Source organism: Psychroflexus torquis ATCC 700755 (genome assembly GCF_000153485.2).
GTDB lineage: Bacteria > Bacteroidota > Bacteroidia > Flavobacteriales > Flavobacteriaceae > Psychroflexus > Psychroflexus torquis.
The window spans coordinates 3,531,954-3,549,669 of sequence record NC_018721.1 but is presented as its reverse complement, the minus strand read 5'-3'; the positions used below and the strand labels follow the sequence as shown (position 1 = coordinate 3,549,669).

Here is a 17,716-nt window from a genome sequence, read left to right as displayed (position 1 = left end):
TATTTTATTGGTTTGGTGTTAATAAATCAGTGACTGTGTTCAAAAGCTTTTTCATTGAAAATGGCTTTTTGATATATTCTTTTGCTCCAAGACTTAAAGCCTTCTGGACATCGGTTTCTTTTTGTTTAGCACTTATAATAATAGTTTGAGTTGTATATTTTAAGGTTTCGTGTTGTCTCAAATACTCTAAAACTTCATAACCATCCACCTTAGGCATCATGATATCCAGAATAATGAGATCGGGTTGTAGCTTCTCTGAAAGCAAAATAGCTTCTTCTCCATCTCTTGCAATAAAGATATTATAGTTATTCTTTCTCAAAGTATACTCCAACGCCATAATGATGTTGGGTTCATCATCTACTAGTAGTATCTTTTTCATGACTTGGATTTTGGTAGTTTGATTATAATTTCTGCACCTGTCTTTAGCTTTGGATTTGCATAAATTTCTCCTCCATGCATCTCCACAATTTGCTGGCATATGGCTAGTCCAAAACCACTTCCTGTTGGCTTTTTGAAAGTTTGATTTTTAGACTGGTAAAACTTCTTGAAAATTAAGTGTTTATCCCCTTCTGGAATTCCTTTCCCATTATCTTTTATTATACACACTATTTCTTCTGAATTGTGCTCTAGAAAAACTTCAATAACTCCCTTATTGTCAGGGACAAATTTTAAAGCATTAGAAAGCAAATTAGTAAAAACTTGCAAGATTTTGCTGTAGTCAAATTCCAATACTACATTTGAATCAGGTTGAAATCTGACATCGATATTCTGCCTTTGAGCAATACTACTTATTCCATGTATAGCCTCTTGAACGCATTCGTCAAGACGATGGAATTTTAAGGTTAACATATCTCTCCCTGAGGCCATTTTTTCTAAATCTAAAATATCATTAATCAGCACATTCAAACGCTCCGTGTCTTGAATGATATTAGCCAAAAATCTTTGCTGAAGCTCCATCGGCATGTCATCGTTATCTGATAGAACTTCTGAGCTGGCTTTTATAGAGGTAATTGGTGTTTTGAGCTCATGCGCAACCGTATCTAAAAAGTCATCCTTCAATTGATCTTGAATTTTAAGTTCTTCATTGGCCAATTTTAAATCTGAAGTTAACTTTATCAATTTTTGAGATTGTTCTTCCAGAGATTTATTTACAGAAATGGTTTCTTTATTTTCTTCAAGTATATTGAGCACTTCGACCAATGAGACTGGCTTTTCCTTTGCTACATTAGAAATCAATATTTTGGCTGAAGCACTACCTACTGCTCCGGTGAGCAGACGTTCTGAAAAGTTTATAAATCTTGCATCTGCCAACTTTTCTTCTGGATTTACACGGTATCTCTTTCTAAAGACTCTTAAGGCCTTGTCAGCTTTTTCTTGCCCAAGAAAACGAATTAAAATATTATGAATATCCTTCACGTAGGCCTCTCCTTTCCAAACAAAAGCATTCTCTTTAAGTTGAATGACTTCTTCACTATTCACGAACATCTCACCATAATTGCGTTCTCTATAATTACCTTTTCTGATGACAGACAACACTAGATAAACTCCTGTATTCAGAAGTAGACTCCAGTATAAAGAATGATTTACAGGGTTCAGTAGTTCGATTCCGAAAAGAGCGTAAGGCTTTAAAACTCCTATCCCTAAGAACCCCTCCTCTACAAATTTATTATTATTCAAAATATTTTCAGTAAAAAAAGGCAGCAAATAGGTAAAAACGACGACACTCATTCCAAGTAAGATTCCAACTTTGGATCCTAAAGCAGAGCCCCTATTCCAGAACATTCCTATAAAAAAACTTGGAGCTAGCTGGGCTATAGTTAAAAATGAAATGAGCCCAATCGAAAATAGAGATATCTGTGGATTGAACATCGAATAAAGTAAATAAGCAAGGATTATTGAGCTAAAAACACAAAGCCGCCTTATGTTTTTAATGGTTTTCTCATTGTTCAAGGACTTATTATTGGTAAATCTTTTTAAAAAACCATAGGGTATAATGAGGTTGTTACTCAACATGGTAGACAACGCAACTGTGGAAACCACGACCATAGAAATCACGGCTGAAAGTCCCCCTAAGAAGACTAAAACGGCAAGCCACTTATCACCAAAATGCAAGGGAATAAGAAGCGTAAAATAATCTGCGTTAGCTTCATTTCCTAGAATCAACAAACCACCCCAAGCTATAAAAATTACAAAAACATTGAAAAGCAATAAGTATAAAGGAAACAACCAAATGGCTATTTTAAGTTGCTTGCGGTTGTTGAATTCTACCACTGAAGTCTGAAACTGTCGAGGCAATAGAAAAATTGCTAAAAAGGAAAGTGCAATACTAAAGTACCAGTTTATACCTCCGTTTAAACCATTTATGGTGCTAAGCTTATTCAGATTTAAGTCCAAATTAGCTTGTTTATAAAGGTCTACAGTCCCATCAAATACATAGAAGGTAACATAAATACCTACGACTAAGAAAAATGTAAGTTTCAGAATAGATTCAGCAGCGACAGAAAACATAACCCCTGTTCTGTTTTTAGAAGCATCTAGAGATAAAGTTCCAAAGAATGAAGCAAAAACTGCTAAAATGAGAGCGATATAAAAAGTAGAATCTGTGATAACAGATGTCCCTTCAATCCCTATTGTCGAGGTAGAAACAATTTCGAAAGTTTCAGAAATCGCTTTGAGCTGTAAAGAAATATAAGGAATTATACTCGCAAGACAAACTAAAGTAACCAGAGCACCCAGTGACCGGCTATTTCCATACCGTAGAGATATAAAATCTGCAATACTAGAGATCTTATAAGCTTTGGATAGTTGTATAATTTTCTTGAGTACTACAATCCATAATGGGGCGGCTATGACCGGACCAAGGTATATAGTAAGAAATTCTATTCCAGACGTTGCAGCCATCCCAACACTACCATAATAAGTCCAAGCAGAACAATAAACCGCAAGTGAAAGTCCGTAAATAGCTGGATGTGAAACTAACTTTGACCCTTTATTTTTTTCAGCAAAAAAAGCAATGAGAAACAAAATTCCTAAATAAGTAAATATGAGAGCTATGAGTCCAGTTTTACTCATTAATCTGAATATTTTTTAAGGATTGAAAATGAGATGACAACACTTATCAACCAAATCATAAAAATGAAAAAGTAGAATAAAGGAAATCCAAAAACCGAAACATCAGAATTATAAGCGAGGACAAACGGTATATTAATGAGCACAATTAAACTCAAGCTTAAAAAAATAAGTTTCTGTTGATGTCTCTTTTTCATTGACTCTAAATTGGGACATAATTTAAATAAAATTCTCAAGAGAATGAGCTTCTATTAACTTTCTCTTGAGAATTAATCTAAAACCTAATGATCTGAAGCTTCTTCTACTCCAGCTGGTATTCTTACACTTTCAACCATTTCTTGAACTTCAAGTGGAGGTTCTGGTGTAAACTTACTTATCACTATCGAAACAAAGAAGTTAACGAACATAGCAACAGATCCAAAGCCCTCCGGAGAAATACCAAACCACCAATCTTCTGAGGTACCTCCTCCAAAAAAGTCAAATTTGAATTTCAACATATAAAATAACATCAGACAGATTCCTACTACCATACCTGCTATTGCACCCTCTTTATTCATTCGCTTATAAAATATGCCTAAAATTATGGCTGGAAAAAAAGAGGCTGCGGCCAAGCCAAAGGCCAGAGCAACAACTGCTGCCACAAAACCTGGTGGATTTATACCAAAATAACCTGCTACAACTACAGCTGCTACAGCTGCTAAACGCGCAGCGACTAATTCTCCTTTATCAGAGATATCTGGTTTGATCATTTTCTTGATAAGATCATGAGAAACGGAAGAGGAGATCACCAATAAAAGTCCAGCAGCAGTGGATAATGCAGCAGCCAAACAGCCCGCCGCCACAAGAGCGATTACCCAGTTTGGTAAATCTGCTATTTCTGGATTAGCTAGAACCATTATATCGCGATCTACATAAAGCTCATTTTTGTTGCTTGAAGGGTTTTCAACTAAACGTTCTCCATTTTTACCTCTTTCATTTTCTGAAAATATCGGAATTCCTGTTAAGGCATTACCCCCATCTTTAGCAACCCCTAAATATTGAATTTTACCATCGGAATCCTTATCTATCCAAGCGAGTAAACCCAAGTTTTCCCAAGTCGTAAACCATTTTGGCATTTCGGAATACTTTTTCTCGCTTACTGTTTCTATTAAATTAAGTTTTCCAAAAGAAGCAACAGCGGGGGCTGTAATGTATAAAATACCAATAAACAGCAATGCATATCCTGCAGATTTTCTTGCATCTTTAACCCGTTTAACGGTAAAGAATCTTACGATAACATGAGGTAAACCAGCAGTACCTACCATTAAGGCAAGAGTAATTGCAATAACATCTATTAAATCTTTAGACCCTTCAGTATAAGCACTAAAACCAAGTTCCTCACTTAAACCATCTAGCTTGTCTAGCATGAAAGTGTCTGGTTGACTAGTAAGCGTATCTCCCATCCCAAACATTGGAATAGGATTTCCTGTCGCTTGAAAGGAGATAAAAATTGCAGGAACCAAAAAAGCAAAAATCAAAACACAATATTGAGCGACTTGAGTGTAAGTAATCCCTTTCATACCTCCTAAAACAGCGTAAAAAAGGACTATAATCATCCCAATGATAACTCCTGTTTCAATTTCTACTTCCAAAAATCTTGAGAAGACAACACCTACTCCCCGCATTTGGCCAGCGATATAGGTAAAAGAAACAATCAATGCACAAATAACGGCAACAGATCGAGCTGTTTTTGAATAGTAACGGTCTCCTATAAAATCAGGTACTGTGAATTTTCCAAATTTTCTCAAATAAGGAGCTAGCAATAGTGCTAATAAAACAAAGCCACCTGTCCAGCCCATCAAAAAAACCGAACCATCGTACCCCATGAATGAGATAATACCAGCCATCGATATGAAAGATGCCGCAGACATCCAATCTGCAGCTGTAGCCATACCATTTGCTAAAGGTGAAACCCCTCCACCAGCAACATAAAACTCTTTAGTTGATCCAGCTCTGCTCCAAATCGCTATTCCGATGTATAGAGCAAATGAAACGCCAACAAAAATATAAGTAAGTAATTGAGAATCCATAGTTTATTTATTTATCGTATCCGTATTTTTTATCTAATTTGTTCATTAACCTTACGTATACAAATATCAATATGATGAATACGTAGATAGATCCTTGTTGTGCGAACCAAAAGCCAACATTGAAGCCTCCAATCTGAAATTGGTCTAGCCAGTCTTTAAAAATTATACCTGCTCCATAGGATACAAAAAACCAAATGGGGAGTAGTATAGCAAGATATTTGAGGTTTTCTCTCCAATAAGCGGAGGCGTGTTTCTGTTTGTTGTCAGTTTGTTTATCCATAGTTATAAGTATATCATAGCCTGAAGGCTAAGGGTGTTCTGGTTTATAGTTCCGAATGATTCTGATTTGTACTCTAAAGTTAATTTTGAATTATGACCATTGAGATAGGCGTTTATCCCCAATCCTAAACTAGTTCTATCCTGATCTGAAGCATCTATAAAAGTGTAGTTATAGGAAACGTAGGGTTGAAAACGAGTTGTAGATTTTGTACTTGACAAAAGATAGCCAAAGTGCCCGTAAAGCATTTCGCCGGAAGAATAGGGTCCTAAAAAATAATTTGTCCCATAGTCATTGGATTGAAAAACGGCATAACTTGTTAAAGAAGCTCCATTTTCTCCTATGGGTGCATCATAAAATAAATCTGCAGCAAAAAGGGTCACATTTTCACCAACAGATTGATTTTCTTTAAGTATGATGGCACCATTTGGATGATGGAAAAACCCAGCACCTACATTAAAAATACGCTCAGTGCCTAAGTAAGTCCCTACTTTATAGGGGAGGAAGTTGGATTCCAGATTGAGGAAATTATATGCAAAATAACCTGTGTACGTTTTTCCAGCTTCAGCAGTCCCCAGAATATTAGCACCTTGGTAAACCGCATTAGTATCAGATAAAGGATTGGTGTCTAGACCATTTACAATTGCTTCATTGATTGCAACGTTATATTGAAGCTTTCCAAAATTACCTTTAGCAAATACACCAACATGCCTGGCAAACTGGTCTGTAAGTCCTAAAGTAGCCCAAGATGACCTATTGTTATCTAATGTCATCAAATTCAAAGTACTTTGAGAGTTCAATCTCGACAAACCGTTCCAATAATGAAGTCCTCCTCCAACAGTGATCTGATCTGAAATATCGTATTGTGCCCAAGCATCATGCATAAAAACTTGAGGAGCACCATCGGCTCCTAGAGGATCCATATTCTGAGCATTCAGGCTATTAATACCAATGTGAGTTAGAATTAGGAAGTCTTTTGTTATTTGACCATAAACGAGTAATCGTGCACGTCTTAATTGAAAAGAAACATCGGCTTGGTCGTCTGGACGAGAGTCTGAAAAATTAGCTTGCGTTTGAACCCAAGTTAAAATTCTAACATACTTATTATCGCTATCGTCAAACTTAATTTTAAAGCCTCCCTTATAATTAGGTGAGCCTTGAGAGAATGCACTGTTGCTAAAAACTAAGGCTAACAATACGAAGAGTGTAATATAATGTCTCATTATGTGTCAAGTTTTTAATTTTTTAAACCTTTTATTGCTAATAACTTGACACGAACTTCAAATAATAAATCTGTTAATTAAAATTAAATATATATTTTTGGTAACTGGTATAGCTATTCTTTAAATCGCTCCCATTTTATGATCATGAATTTGTCTCCAAGCTCTGTGACAATAACACCAGATCCCTTTGTATTCTCTGGTAGAGAAAAGTAATTTCCAAGTTCGCTTTGACTTAAAATTTTGTATGTAGGATGAAAATCTAAATTCTGAACTTTTTGAATATTATACTTCTTAACCCAGTTCATCACACTCACATGAGAAATTCCTAAAATACGTTCAATTTCACGATAAGTGAGCCCCTCTAAATAAAGCTGAAGCGCTTTAGTAACATAATACTGATCAATTTTTTTTCCTAATTTATTAACAGTAAAAAAGTAATTGCATGATTTACATTTATAGCGTTGACGGTCATTTACAATACCACTTTTCACTATTTCATCAGATTGACATTGAGGGCAAAAATCCATATATATTAATTTTGCATAAATATATCAAATTAGCAAGATATTATTATGAAATTATCTATAAATAAAAAACCCAAAAGCCGATCTATCGACTTTTGGGTGATTCGTTTTTGGTTTAAATTTATCTAGATAAGATCTAAAATTGAGTCAACTGCTGGATAGCGTTCAACGGTGAACCCTTCTCCATGTTCGGTACCTATGATTCGACCTAAATTCCTAGCTCTGTAAGTCACACTGTCAATGAAATTAGAGCTTGAAATTGGAGTGTTTGGTTCGTTGCTACCTTGATCAAAAAATTGAGTTTTGTAAGCTTTCACACTCTCTAGCTTCTTCTCCATAAAACCAGAAATATCTACAACAAAATCTGGCTCTATATCGTACCACTGTATATAATGATAAATATGTTTTGGCCTCCATTCCTTTTGAAAGTTTCCTTCATAAACCGTTTCAATCTTTTTTAGGCCACTTAAAAAACAGGCATCACTCACAAGCCTGCTTCCTTTCCCATGATCTATATGTCTATCATGTATAGCATTACATAGGATAACTTCAGGTCTATACTTGCGCAAAATTTTGATAATTTCTAATTGGTGAGCCGTATTATTTGAAAAAAAACCATCACTGAATTCTAGGTTTTTCCTCATCCTTACTCCAAGAATTCCAGCAGCATCTTTAGCTTCTTGGTCGCGTGTTTCTGCAGTTCCACGAGTTCCAAGTTCGCCGCGAGTAAGGTCTAATATCCCAACCTTTTTTCCTTTTTCAACTTCTTTGGCTAAGGTACCAGAGCAACTCAACTCTATATCGTCTGGATGTGCTCCTATTGCTAATATATCTAATTTCATAGTTTACTTTTTCGTCAATTGTTTAATCTTAATGTTGAAAGCTGCAAAAATTAGAGTGACAAATGGGCTCAAATAGTTAAAAATCGCATAAAAGAAATAATCCGCTACAGGAACTCCAAGTACTCCACTGTGATATGCTCCACAGGTATTCCAAGGAATTAAAACAGAAGTCACAGTTCCAGAATCTTCTAAAGTTCGGCTTAAGTTTTCAGGGGCTAGCCCTTTTTTCTCATAAGCTTTGGCAAACATTTTCCCAGGGACAACAATCGCCAAATACTGATCAGAGGCGGTTAAATTCAAAACTAAACAACTAGTAACCGTACTAAAAAACAAACCAAAAATAGATGTAAATAAATTCAAGAGGGCTTCACTTATCCTTTCCAAAGCTCCAATTGCATCCATAATTCCACCAAATACCATAGCGCAGATAATCAACCAAATAGTCCCTAGCATGCCAGCCATTCCTCCAGCAGAAAATAAGTCTTGTAAAGATTCGTTTTCTGAAGGGATGGTAATTTCCACAGTAATTGCGTTTATAATTCCTCTATAGGCGGTTTCAAAGTTCAAGGTCTCCCCTCCTCCAATCATTTGAACGAGATCTGGCTGAAAAATAAGTGCAGCTCCAGCAGCTAATAATGTTCCTAAAAGCAATGCAATAAGTGGAGGTGTTTTTTTTATAATTAAAGCAATCACTATGACGGGAACTACAAACAGCCAAGGAGTAATATTAAAAGAAGCGTCAATAGAACCCAAAATTTCTTCAGGATTGGTTTGTCCAGAGGTGTCTAAATTAAGACCTATAATAATGAAAGCAATAAGGGTAACTATTATTGTAGGAACTGTAGTTAAAGTCATATACCTAATGTGAGTAAACAAATCTGTACCCGCCATGGCAGGAGCCAAATTTGTCGTATCACTCATGGGAGATAGCTTATCGCCAAAATATCCGCCAGAGAGGACAGCCCCAGCAGTCATGGCGACAGATACTCCAAGCGCTTCAGCTATACCAATTAAGGCAATCCCAACGGTCGCCGAAGTCGTCCAACTACTCCCTGTTGCAATCGAGATCACGGAGCAAATTACTACGGTAGCTGCCAAGAATATAGTAGGGTTTAGGATTTGTAATCCATAGTAAATCATTGTTGGAATAATACCACTTAGCAGCCAAGTCCCTGCAAGTGATCCAACCATTAATAAAATAAGAATAGGCTCGGCAGTCGCCTTAATATTCTTAGCCACATCCTCTATCATCACCTCAAACTTAACCCCTTTAACAACACCAACGATAGCGGCGACGGCTCCACCCATCAATAAAATGAACTGATTAGAACCTCCTAAGGAATCATCTCCATATATAAATACATTATAAGCAAGCATACCTATTAATGCTATAATTGGAATAAGGGCTTGCCAAATACTTAATCTTATCTTGGAATTGGACTGAATTTCTTCAGTATCGTTTGAAGCTTCACTCATGTTTAGAATTTAAAATGAACGTAATGTTACAATTTTGTGACTTATTTCACAATAAAAAAGTAGAGTTTTATCAACATTAGATAATCAATAGCCTTGTTTTCAATAGGTTGTTTATTTTTCTAGTCTCGTTTTCTTAATGTGTTTCTAATTTGCGTCAAGCTATCAAAAACAAAATCACTATCAATAATTTAACAAGGTTTTCTAGCCTAGTAATTGTCCTTTAATGAAGAAGGTGTAAATTTGTAATACTTTATTTTGAAACTAAAATTCGTAATATGAATACATACGATGTAGCCGTAATCGGCTCTGGACCTGGAGGCTATGTAGCAGCCATTCGCTGTGCACAATTAGGCATGAAAACCGTCATTATTGAAAAATATGCAACCAAAGGTGGAACTTGCCTTAATGTAGGCTGTATACCCTCTAAAGCTTTGCTAGATTCTTCACATCACTACGAGGACGCCATAAAAAACTTTGAAGAACACGGGATAGATATTTCTGGAGAGGTCAAGGTTAATCTGGGAAATATGATGAAACGCAAGTCTGGTGTTGTGGATCAAACCACCAAAGGAATTGATTTTCTGATGGAAAAAAATAACATAGAGTCTTACCAAGGTATTGGATCTTTTAAAGACAAAACACACATCATCATTACTGATGGTGAAGGCAACGAGACTGTAATTGAAGCTAAAAACACCATTATTGCTACAGGAAGTAAGCCTTCTAGCTTACCTTTTATCAATATTGATAAAGAACGAATTATCACCTCTACAGAAGCTCTTTCCTTGAAAGAAATTCCAAAACACCTCATTATGATTGGTGGTGGAGTGATTGGTCTTGAGCTAGGACAAGTCTATAAAAGACTAGGGGCAGAAGTTACTGTCTTAGAGTATATGGATCGCATCATACCTGGCATGGACAAAGATCAAAGCAAGGAATTGATGAAAGCCATGAAAAAACAAAAAGCTAAATTTATGCTTTCGCATAAAGTGAAATCCGTCGAGCGCAACGGAGATGAAATCACGGTGAAGGCTGATGATAAAAATGGTAAAGAAGTAGAATTTAAAGGAGACTACTGCCTAGTTTCTGTTGGAAGACGACCTTTTACTGACGGTCTAAATGCCGATAAAGCTGGTATTGAAATCAATGAAAATGGTAAGGTGAAAGTGAATGAGAAATTACAAACGACGGCAGATAACATTTATGCCATAGGAGATGTCATTGATGGCCTTATGCTTGCTCATAAAGCTGAGGAAGAAGGTACATTCGTCGCTGAAGTCATCTCAGGTCAGAAACCTCATATCAACTATAACCTTATTCCAAATGTGGTTTACACTTGGCCAGAAGTAGCTTCTGTCGGTAAAAACGAAGAACAACTCATTGAAGATAACATCAAGTATAACACTGGTAAATTCCCGATGCGTGCGCTAGGAAGATCTAGAGCTAGTGGCGATGTAGACGGGTTTGTAAAGATTTTTTCAGATAAAGAGACAGACGAAGTTCTCGGAGTACATATGGTTGGCGCCAGAGTAGCCGATCTTATCGCAGAAGCGGTAACAGCTATGGAATTCCGAGCTAGTGCAGAAGATATAGCCAGGATGAGTCACGCTCACCCAACCTATGCAGAAGCTGTAAAAGAAGCAGCGCTTGCCGCGACAGGTAATAGGGCTTTACATATTTAAACCTTCCATAAGGACCAAACTAACCGGTATAGAAATATATCGGTTTTTTTATTCTGATTTTGTTAACGTCAATCTCAAGTTTGAAGACAGGAAGCTTCTAGCTATTCTTGATTTAAAGCCCCGTCTTGAGTAAACGTTAATTTCAATAGCTGTAACTTTGTTTTACATATCATACCAAATTAAACCTATAATGTAGCAATAAATCGTTTCTTTTTCGCCTGCTTTTTATCAAAAATAATTACCATAACTAAGGCTATGCTAATTATTTTTTATTTCAATCAATCAAAAAATAATTCAATTTATTTATACGACATTATAAATTTAATTTGGTATTAATCATCTGAAGCCTTTTTAAAAAATGAAAATAGCTGGTATAGATTCCTGTCCATTGGGCTGGATTGTGATTTTACAAGACCAAAACAAATTTTCTAGTTTGGCCGTCACTCAATTTTCAGAATTGATCGCTTTACACTCCGATCTAAAACGTGTATTTATAGATATTCCCATCGGTTTATCTTCTGAAAATTTCTGTAGAACGGTGGAAAGTTCTATGCGAAAGCAATTGGAAAAAAGAGCGTCTACGATTTTTACACCGGCCTGCCGAGAAGCTGTTTATGCCAAAAATTATGACGAGGCTCGTGAAATCAACAAAAGGGTTTTAGGAAAGAGCATCTCTATTCAAAGCCATAATATTTCCAAAAAAATAAAAGAAATCGATCAATTTTTTAAGGAGAAATCAAACGCCTTAGAAATTTATGAAAGCCATCCTGAAATTGATTTCAAATACTTAAACGGATCTAAGGTGATCAGCTCCAAAAAGTCTACTAAAGAAGGATTTCAAGAGCGTTTTCAACTTCTGATAAGCTTGGCTCCTGAACTCGAAGAGCTCTATCACTCTATCACATCTACGTATCCAAAATCGAAAGTAAAACCAGACGATATACTCGATGCCATGGTTCTTTGCCTCTCAAATTCAAAAAGTGAAACAAACAACCTAAGGTTTATTGAAGATGAAAACCATACAGATGCAAATGGTATTTTAGTAAAAATCGCTTATTAGCTCATTGTCCAGAAATAATTTCCTGAAAGATAGGTTTAAACCCGCTCAAAAAGAATTCTATAGCGATCACCATAACGATAAGGCCCATTAAACGCATCAGTACATTATTTCCTGTTTGCCCTAATAGTTTTATAATTTTGCCCGCACTCAAGAGGATAGCTAGCGTAATACCAAGAACTACAATAATAGCTCCAATTAACACTGCTTGCATTTCTACCGTTTTAGCATCCTCCATCATCACAATGGCATTGGTAATAGCTCCCGGACCGCATATCATTGGGATAGCCAAGGGAGTAATAGAAATATCGTTAACATAGGTTTTAATCTCCGACTCTTGAACTTTCACTTTACCAAGTCTAGCCTGCAACATATCCATCCCCATCAAGAGAAAAATAATCCCTCCTACTACTCTAAAACTGTTCACCGATATTCCGAAAAATTTAAAAAGGATCTGACCCGTAAATGCAAATATAATAACGGTAACAAAAGAGGCTAATATTGCTTTTTTGGCTGTAGCTTTTCGACTTTCTTTATCCAATTCAGAAGTCATCGTCATAAATATGGGCATCACACCCAAAGGGTTTATGATGGTAAAAAAAGTAGTGAACGAGAGAATCCCAAAGGCTATCAATTCAGTCATTAGTAACGAATTAAGTTCAATTTTAAATCTTGCAAAAGTATTTTGAATTTTCTGATTTTCAATACGTATAATTCAAACTTTAAGTTAAGTTTTTTACTCAAATTTTAAAGAGAATAAAGTTTGACAAAAAACTTTAAAAAATGTGCTTTTTTTTCTTAAAAACAGTTAACGAAAACGATTGAAATCTATACTTTTGTCGAAACTTTAAAAATCAATTCTTCCAATGACTCCATCACAAGTATACGAAAAGGAACTTTCTTTTCAAGCAGACCGAAGACGCGCTTCTGTAAAGTTTATTAGTATTGTTAACGACTTATGGTATGAAAAGTCCATCGAACTCGTTTTATTTAAAAATTCTCTTATCAATAAAAATGTTGGAGAAATTTTAAAGCTCCACGAATACGCTGGTGCATTTGTCAATAAGCCTATTTCTATTTTCGATTCTACAGAAATCACAGAGGGGATAAAAAACCTTCATCTCCCCCCCTCCAAATTAGACATTGGAAAACTGACTTTTGAATATCTTCAAAATGAAAACGAAGATCAGGATGTGATGAGTTTTCTTTCCAATAAACTGAAAAACTCTCAAAATTTTAATGCGATCACACCCAAAGATGTTGTGCTTTACGGTTTCGGAAGAATAGGACGTCTGGTAGCTCGTGAACTGATGGCCAAAACTGGTAAAGGAAATCAATTAAGGCTAAGAGCTATCGTTACCCGAGGAGAAATCACTCAGGACGTTTTAGAGAAAAGAGCTTCATTATTAAGAAACGACTCTGTTCACGCCGATTTTAATGGAACTGTCCGTGTAGACCTAGAAAATTCTTCCCTTATAATTAATGATACTACGGTAAAAATAATTTCTGCTCAGCAACCAGAAGATATAGACTATACAGCCTATGGTATTCAAGACGCTTTAGTCATTGACAACACTGGTGCTTTTCGAGATAAGGACGCTTTAGAAAGGCATTTGACTTCTAAAGGAGTTTCAAAAGTTTTATTAACCGCTCCAGCCAAAGGAATTCCTAATATCGTTCATGGCGTCAACCATAAGGAGTATGACCCCAAAGAACATTCTATCTATTCTGCGGCCTCTTGTACTACAAATGCCATTACTCCCATCTTGAAAGCCATAGAAGATAGTTTTGGTTTGGAACATGGTCATCTAGAAACTATTCATGCTTACACCAATGATCAAAACTTGGTGGATAACATGCACAGCAAGTACAGAAGGGGCCGAGCAGCAGCTCTTAACATGGTAATCACAGAAACTGGAGCGGGAAAAGCAGTTGCTAAAGCCCTTCCTCAATTGGAGGGTAAACTAACCTCTAATGCAATACGAGTTCCAGTGCCCAACGGTTCTTTAGCTATATTGAATTTAAATTTAAAGAACAAAGTCACTAAAGAGGAGCTAAATTCTAAAATAAAGGAATACGCTCTTAATGGTGAACTCGTAGAACAAATCAAATATTCTATAGATAATGAACTCGTCTCTTCGGACATTATTGGAGTTTCTGCCCCAGCTATCTTCGATAGTCATGCGAGCATTGTAGATGAGAACACCAATTCTGTAGTTCTTTATATTTGGTATGACAATGAATTTGGATATAGCCATCAAGTCATACGATTGGCAAAATACATTTCTGAAGTCAGGCGATTCACCTATTATTAGTTTCCCATAAAAATCCTTGAACTTCAAGGATTTTTATTTTTGATATTGATTTTATTAGATGCATTTTAAATACTTTTGCTTCAAAATTAAATTAGTATGAAACCCTTATACCTTTTAGCTATTGCTTTTTTTTGCACAAGCCTATCTTTTTCTCAAAACAAAGAGAATAAAGAACAAGACCAGCAGCCTTCAGCAATAAAAAATCTTGAAACTTTAGTAGATAAGTCTAATAATTACCAGCAATACAAGGTTGTAGAAAAAGTTGAAATCAATGCTGCAATTAAGAAAGTTTTTACTGCTTTTGATTTATTGAAAACAGATATCTCTAGTCTAAAAGACAGTATTCAATCTCAAGACAAACAAATTCAAAGTTTAATCACAGAAGTATCTGGCCTGAATAAAGAATTGTCTGGTCTTCAAAACGAAAAAGATGAAATTGTATTTTTAGAGATGCCTTTAACAAAATCAAATTATAAAACGATAACGTGGTCTATCATGGCTGTTCTCATTATTTTGTTATTCTTATTTATTTTTAAATACAACAGGAGTAATCTTCTTACCAAAGAAGCTAAGCAGAATTTAAAAAATCTAGATGCAGACCATGAAAGTTATAAACGCATCTCTTTAGAAAAGCAACAGAAATTGGGAAGAGAACTTCAAGACGAAAAAAATAAAGTTCAGAAATTGAGTAAGGGCAATCAAAAATAATGGCCAAGACCGAAGATTTTTATGAATTTTTGACTGAGGATACCGATGCTAGAATTTGCGAATCCATTCCGGACGACCAATGCACACATCTTCCAAAAAACTTCATATTAAATATTTTTAATGGTAGCCTTACTAAATTTGCAGAAAAATTAATAAGCCCAGGGCTTACTCTACCTTGGATATTGAGTTTTCTTGGAGCACCACTTTTTCTTATCGGTATGTTGGTCCCTATAAAAGACATAGGATCTCTTTTGCCACAGCTTTTTGTGAGCGGAAAGATAAGAGAAAAACAAAAACGAAAACCGTATTGGGTTGCTGCTGGATTTACTCAAGGCTTATGTTTACTTGTTTCAGCAATCTTACTTGCCTTTATCGATAACCAGACCTTCGTAAGTTATGCTATTGTCTTCTTATTACTTCTATTTAGTATAGCTTCAGGAGTTGGCTCTGTAAGCTTCAAAGACGTCACTGGAAAAACTGTCCCCAAAGGAGAAAGAGGTCAAATGTTGAGTTATAGATCTACATTTGGAGGGTCTCTAGCTCTTATTGCTGGAGGCTCTTTAGTATTTTTTCTAAAAGGAGAAGATAGCAAGTGGCTATACGTTGGCCTATTTGCTTGTGCTGCCGTACTTTGGATTTTTGCCTCAATTTTATTTTCAGCTATTAAAGAACAACCGGGGTCTACAGAGGGAGGAAGAACCCCTTTAGAAGAAATAAAAACTGGAGTTTCCCTATTAAAGAAAGATTCATCGTACAGGAATTTCATCATTACCAGAGCATTGTTAATGGCAATTCCTCTATTAGACCCATTTTTTATCCTGCTTGCAAAAGATGTAAGCAAAGGAAACTGGAACTATTTAGGCTATATCATTGTCATTGGTAGTCTAGCACAAATAGTAAGTAGTCCTATTTGGGGGAGATTGGCAGATAGATCTAGTTTACAGCTTATGAGAATTTCAGCTAGCTTGTCTATATTGAGTATTTTATATGCGCTGGTTTTTGTTTATTTTGATAATGAAACCCTCAATTTTTACTATTTTATGCCAGTCTTATTTATTAATGGCGTTGCTTATTCTGGAGCAAGATTGAGCAGAAAAACGTACATTATAGACTATGCCCCAGAAAAAGAGCGGCCAACATATGTTTCTGTTGCAAACACATTAATTGGATTATTTACCATAGTAGCTGCTTCATTCGGCCTTATTGCAAAACATTTTGGACTAGCCTATCAATTTTGGTTTTTCCTTTTACTTTTGGTCGCCTGTATAACATTGAGCTACAAACTCAAAAAAGTTTAAGAAATGCGAATAGATATTATTACTGTAGTTCCGGATTTACTAAAGAGCCCATTTGAGGCTTCTATCCTAAAGAGATCCATTGAAAAAAAACTAGTAGAAATCCATATTCATAATCTTAGAGATTATACCACTCTCAGTTATAAACAGATTGACGATTACCAATATGGTGGCGGTGCAGGAATGGTGATGATGGTGGAGCCTATCGACAAATGCATTTCTAAATTGAAAGGTGAAAGAGATTATGATGAAGTCATTTACCTCACCCCAGATGGAGAAGTCTTAAACCAAGCCATGGCAAATACGCTCTCCCTAAAAGGCAACTTAATAATGCTTTGCGGCCATTATAAAGGAGTAGACCAACGCGTAAGGGAGCTCTTTATCACAAGAGAAATCTCTATTGGTGACTATGTCCTTTCTGGAGGAGAGTTGGCAGCAGCAGTCTTGTGTGATAGCATCATAAGACTTATCCCTGGTGTACTTGGAAACGAAACCTCTGCTCTAACCGATGCTTTTCAAGATGATTTGCTATCTCCGCCCATTTATACAAGACCTTCAACCTACAAAGGATTAGAAGTTCCAAAGATTTTATTAAGCGGACACCAAAGAAAAGTCGACGAATGGAGAGATGAAAAAGCCCTAGAAAGAACCAAAGAGCTCAGACCAGACTTATTGAAGGAAGATTAAATTTAGATTTGCATAAAACGATTTTTTATGTATTTTTGCAATCGCTAATTCAACCTCTGACGAAATGCGTGAATGTTGGTTTAGGTTATATTAAAACCCAATACAATGGATTTAGTAAAATTTGTACAAGACGAATTTGTCGAAAAGAAAGATTTTCCAGAATTTTCTGCTGGTGATACTATTACAGTATACTACGAAATTAAGGAAGGTCAAAAAACACGTACTCAGTTTTATAAAGGAGTCGTTATTCAGATTAAAGGACCTGGAGTATCAAAAACCTTCACTATTCGTAAGATGAGTGGAACTGTAGGAGTTGAGAAGATTTTTCCAATTAACATGCCTGCTATTCAAAAAATTGAAATTAATAAAAGAGGTAGTGTCAGACGCGCTAGAATTTATTATTTCAGAAACCTTACTGGTAAAAAAGCAAGAATTAAAGAAAAAAGAACCAACTAGTTTATTTTTTCGATCTTTAAAAAAACCTTCTATTGA

General features: G+C 35.7%; 16 protein-coding genes. 7 read left to right on the top strand and 9 right to left on the bottom strand.

What is annotated here, in order from left to right; translation table 11 throughout:
• Window positions 1-4: 4 nt before the first annotated feature.
• The 8 genes from P700755_RS15305 to nhaC form a co-directional block, all read right to left on the bottom strand.
• Window positions 5-379, bottom strand: a complete 375-nt coding sequence (locus P700755_RS15305; protein WP_015025549.1) for a response regulator transcription factor — start codon at window positions 377-379, stop codon at window positions 5-7.
• On the bottom strand, window positions 376-3,072 hold the full coding sequence (locus tag P700755_RS15300) for a sensor histidine kinase (RefSeq protein WP_015025548.1): 2,697 nt from the start codon (window positions 3,070-3,072) through the stop codon (window positions 376-378). Before P700755_RS15300 ends, P700755_RS15305 begins: the two co-directional genes overlap by 4 nt.
• 278 nt (window positions 3,073-3,350) lie before the next feature.
• Window positions 3,351-5,138, bottom strand: coding sequence for a sodium:solute symporter family protein (locus tag P700755_RS15290; protein ID WP_015025546.1), 1,788 nt, complete (start codon window positions 5,136-5,138; stop codon window positions 3,351-3,353).
• A gap of 7 nt (window positions 5,139-5,145) precedes the next feature.
• Entirely contained in the window at window positions 5,146-5,418 is a 273-nt protein-coding gene (locus P700755_RS15285) for a DUF4212 domain-containing protein (RefSeq protein ID WP_015025545.1), read from the bottom strand.
• Window positions 5,419-5,420: 2 nt separating this feature from the next.
• Window positions 5,421-6,638, bottom strand: a complete 1,218-nt coding sequence (locus tag P700755_RS15280; RefSeq protein ID WP_015025544.1) for a hypothetical protein — start codon at window positions 6,636-6,638, stop codon at window positions 5,421-5,423.
• A gap of 113 nt (window positions 6,639-6,751) precedes the next feature.
• The gene (locus P700755_RS15275) at window positions 6,752-7,165 is read right to left on the bottom strand and encodes a transposase-like zinc-binding domain-containing protein (protein ID WP_015025543.1); all 414 of its coding nucleotides are present in this window, start codon (window positions 7,163-7,165) and stop codon (window positions 6,752-6,754) included.
• A 122-nt stretch (window positions 7,166-7,287) separates the two neighbouring features.
• Window positions 7,288-8,004 (bottom strand): bacillithiol biosynthesis deacetylase BshB1, encoded by a 717-nt coding sequence (gene bshB1, locus P700755_RS15270; RefSeq protein WP_015025542.1) that lies wholly within the window; start codon window positions 8,002-8,004, stop codon window positions 7,288-7,290.
• Between the two features lie 3 nt (window positions 8,005-8,007).
• Window positions 8,008-9,480: a Na+/H+ antiporter NhaC gene (nhaC, locus tag P700755_RS15265; protein ID WP_015025541.1), complete on the bottom strand. Its 1,473-nt coding sequence runs from the start codon at window positions 9,478-9,480 to the stop codon at window positions 8,008-8,010.
• 275 nt (window positions 9,481-9,755) lie between these two features.
• On the opposite strand from nhaC, the gene lpdA reads away from it, so the two are divergent.
• Entirely contained in the window at window positions 9,756-11,162 is a 1,407-nt protein-coding gene (lpdA, locus tag P700755_RS15260; RefSeq protein WP_015025540.1) for a dihydrolipoyl dehydrogenase, read from the top strand.
• 358 nt (window positions 11,163-11,520) lie between these two features.
• Window positions 11,521-12,222 (top strand): DUF429 domain-containing protein, encoded by a 702-nt coding sequence (locus tag P700755_RS15255; RefSeq protein ID WP_015025539.1) that lies wholly within the window; start codon window positions 11,521-11,523, stop codon window positions 12,220-12,222.
• A 1-nt stretch (window position 12,223) separates the two neighbouring features.
• Here P700755_RS15255 and P700755_RS15250 read toward each other — a convergent pair whose 3' ends face one another.
• Window positions 12,224-12,862, bottom strand: coding sequence for a MarC family protein (locus P700755_RS15250; protein WP_015025538.1), 639 nt, complete (start codon window positions 12,860-12,862; stop codon window positions 12,224-12,226).
• A gap of 223 nt (window positions 12,863-13,085) precedes the next feature.
• On the opposite strand from P700755_RS15250, the gene P700755_RS15245 reads away from it, so the two are divergent.
• The 5 genes from P700755_RS15245 to rplS all read left to right on the top strand — a co-directional run bounded on the left by P700755_RS15245 (window position 13,086) and on the right by rplS (window position 17,680).
• Window positions 13,086-14,534 carry a glyceraldehyde-3-phosphate dehydrogenase gene (locus tag P700755_RS15245; protein WP_015025537.1) on the top strand — a complete coding sequence of 483 codons (1,449 nt, stop codon included), beginning with the start codon at window positions 13,086-13,088 and terminating at the stop codon, window positions 14,532-14,534.
• A gap of 96 nt (window positions 14,535-14,630) precedes the next feature.
• The gene (locus P700755_RS15240; protein WP_015025536.1) at window positions 14,631-15,242 is read left to right on the top strand and encodes a hypothetical protein; all 612 of its coding nucleotides are present in this window, start codon (window positions 14,631-14,633) and stop codon (window positions 15,240-15,242) included.
• Window positions 15,242-16,540 carry an MFS transporter gene (locus P700755_RS15235; RefSeq protein ID WP_015025535.1) on the top strand — a complete coding sequence of 433 codons (1,299 nt, stop codon included), beginning with the start codon at window positions 15,242-15,244 and terminating at the stop codon, window positions 16,538-16,540. The genes P700755_RS15240 and P700755_RS15235 overlap by 1 nt, the downstream gene beginning before the upstream one ends.
• Window positions 16,541-16,543: 3 nt before the next feature.
• Window positions 16,544-17,224 (top strand): tRNA (guanosine(37)-N1)-methyltransferase TrmD, encoded by a 681-nt coding sequence (trmD, locus tag P700755_RS15230; RefSeq protein ID WP_015025534.1) that lies wholly within the window; start codon window positions 16,544-16,546, stop codon window positions 17,222-17,224.
• A gap of 105 nt (window positions 17,225-17,329) precedes the next feature.
• The gene (rplS, locus tag P700755_RS15225; protein WP_015025533.1) at window positions 17,330-17,680 is read left to right on the top strand and encodes a 50S ribosomal protein L19; all 351 of its coding nucleotides are present in this window, start codon (window positions 17,330-17,332) and stop codon (window positions 17,678-17,680) included.
• Window positions 17,681-17,716: the final 36 nt, after the last annotated feature.

Bases quoted from the DNA above. Each gene is read 5' to 3' on its own strand.
- P700755_RS15245 (WP_015025537.1), top strand. From the start codon at position 13,086: ATGACTCCATCACAAGTATACGAAAAGGAACTTTCTTTTCAAGCAGAC.
- bshB1 (WP_015025542.1), bottom strand. From the start codon at position 8,004: ATGAAATTAGATATATTAGCAATAGGAGCACATCCAGACGATATAGAG.
- P700755_RS15240 (WP_015025536.1), top strand. From the start codon at position 14,631: ATGAAACCCTTATACCTTTTAGCTATTGCTTTTTTTTGCACAAGCCTA.
- rplS (WP_015025533.1), top strand. From the start codon at position 17,330: ATGGATTTAGTAAAATTTGTACAAGACGAATTTGTCGAAAAGAAAGAT.
- lpdA (WP_015025540.1), top strand. From the start codon at position 9,756: ATGAATACATACGATGTAGCCGTAATCGGCTCTGGACCTGGAGGCTAT.
- nhaC (WP_015025541.1), bottom strand. From the start codon at position 9,480: ATGAGTGAAGCTTCAAACGATACTGAAGAAATTCAGTCCAATTCCAAG.
- P700755_RS15235 (WP_015025535.1), top strand. From the start codon at position 15,242: ATGGCCAAGACCGAAGATTTTTATGAATTTTTGACTGAGGATACCGAT.
- P700755_RS15300 (WP_015025548.1), bottom strand. From the start codon at position 3,072: ATGAGTAAAACTGGACTCATAGCTCTCATATTTACTTATTTAGGAATT.
- P700755_RS15280 (WP_015025544.1), bottom strand. From the start codon at position 6,638: ATGAGACATTATATTACACTCTTCGTATTGTTAGCCTTAGTTTTTAGC.
- P700755_RS15255 (WP_015025539.1), top strand. From the start codon at position 11,521: ATGAAAATAGCTGGTATAGATTCCTGTCCATTGGGCTGGATTGTGATT.
- trmD (WP_015025534.1), top strand. From the start codon at position 16,544: ATGCGAATAGATATTATTACTGTAGTTCCGGATTTACTAAAGAGCCCA.
- P700755_RS15305 (WP_015025549.1), bottom strand. From the start codon at position 379: ATGAAAAAGATACTACTAGTAGATGATGAACCCAACATCATTATGGCG.
- P700755_RS15290 (WP_015025546.1), bottom strand. From the start codon at position 5,138: ATGGATTCTCAATTACTTACTTATATTTTTGTTGGCGTTTCATTTGCT.
- P700755_RS15285 (WP_015025545.1), bottom strand. From the start codon at position 5,418: ATGGATAAACAAACTGACAACAAACAGAAACACGCCTCCGCTTATTGG.
- P700755_RS15275 (WP_015025543.1), bottom strand. From the start codon at position 7,165: ATGGATTTTTGCCCTCAATGTCAATCTGATGAAATAGTGAAAAGTGGT.
- P700755_RS15250 (WP_015025538.1), bottom strand. From the start codon at position 12,862: ATGACTGAATTGATAGCCTTTGGGATTCTCTCGTTCACTACTTTTTTT.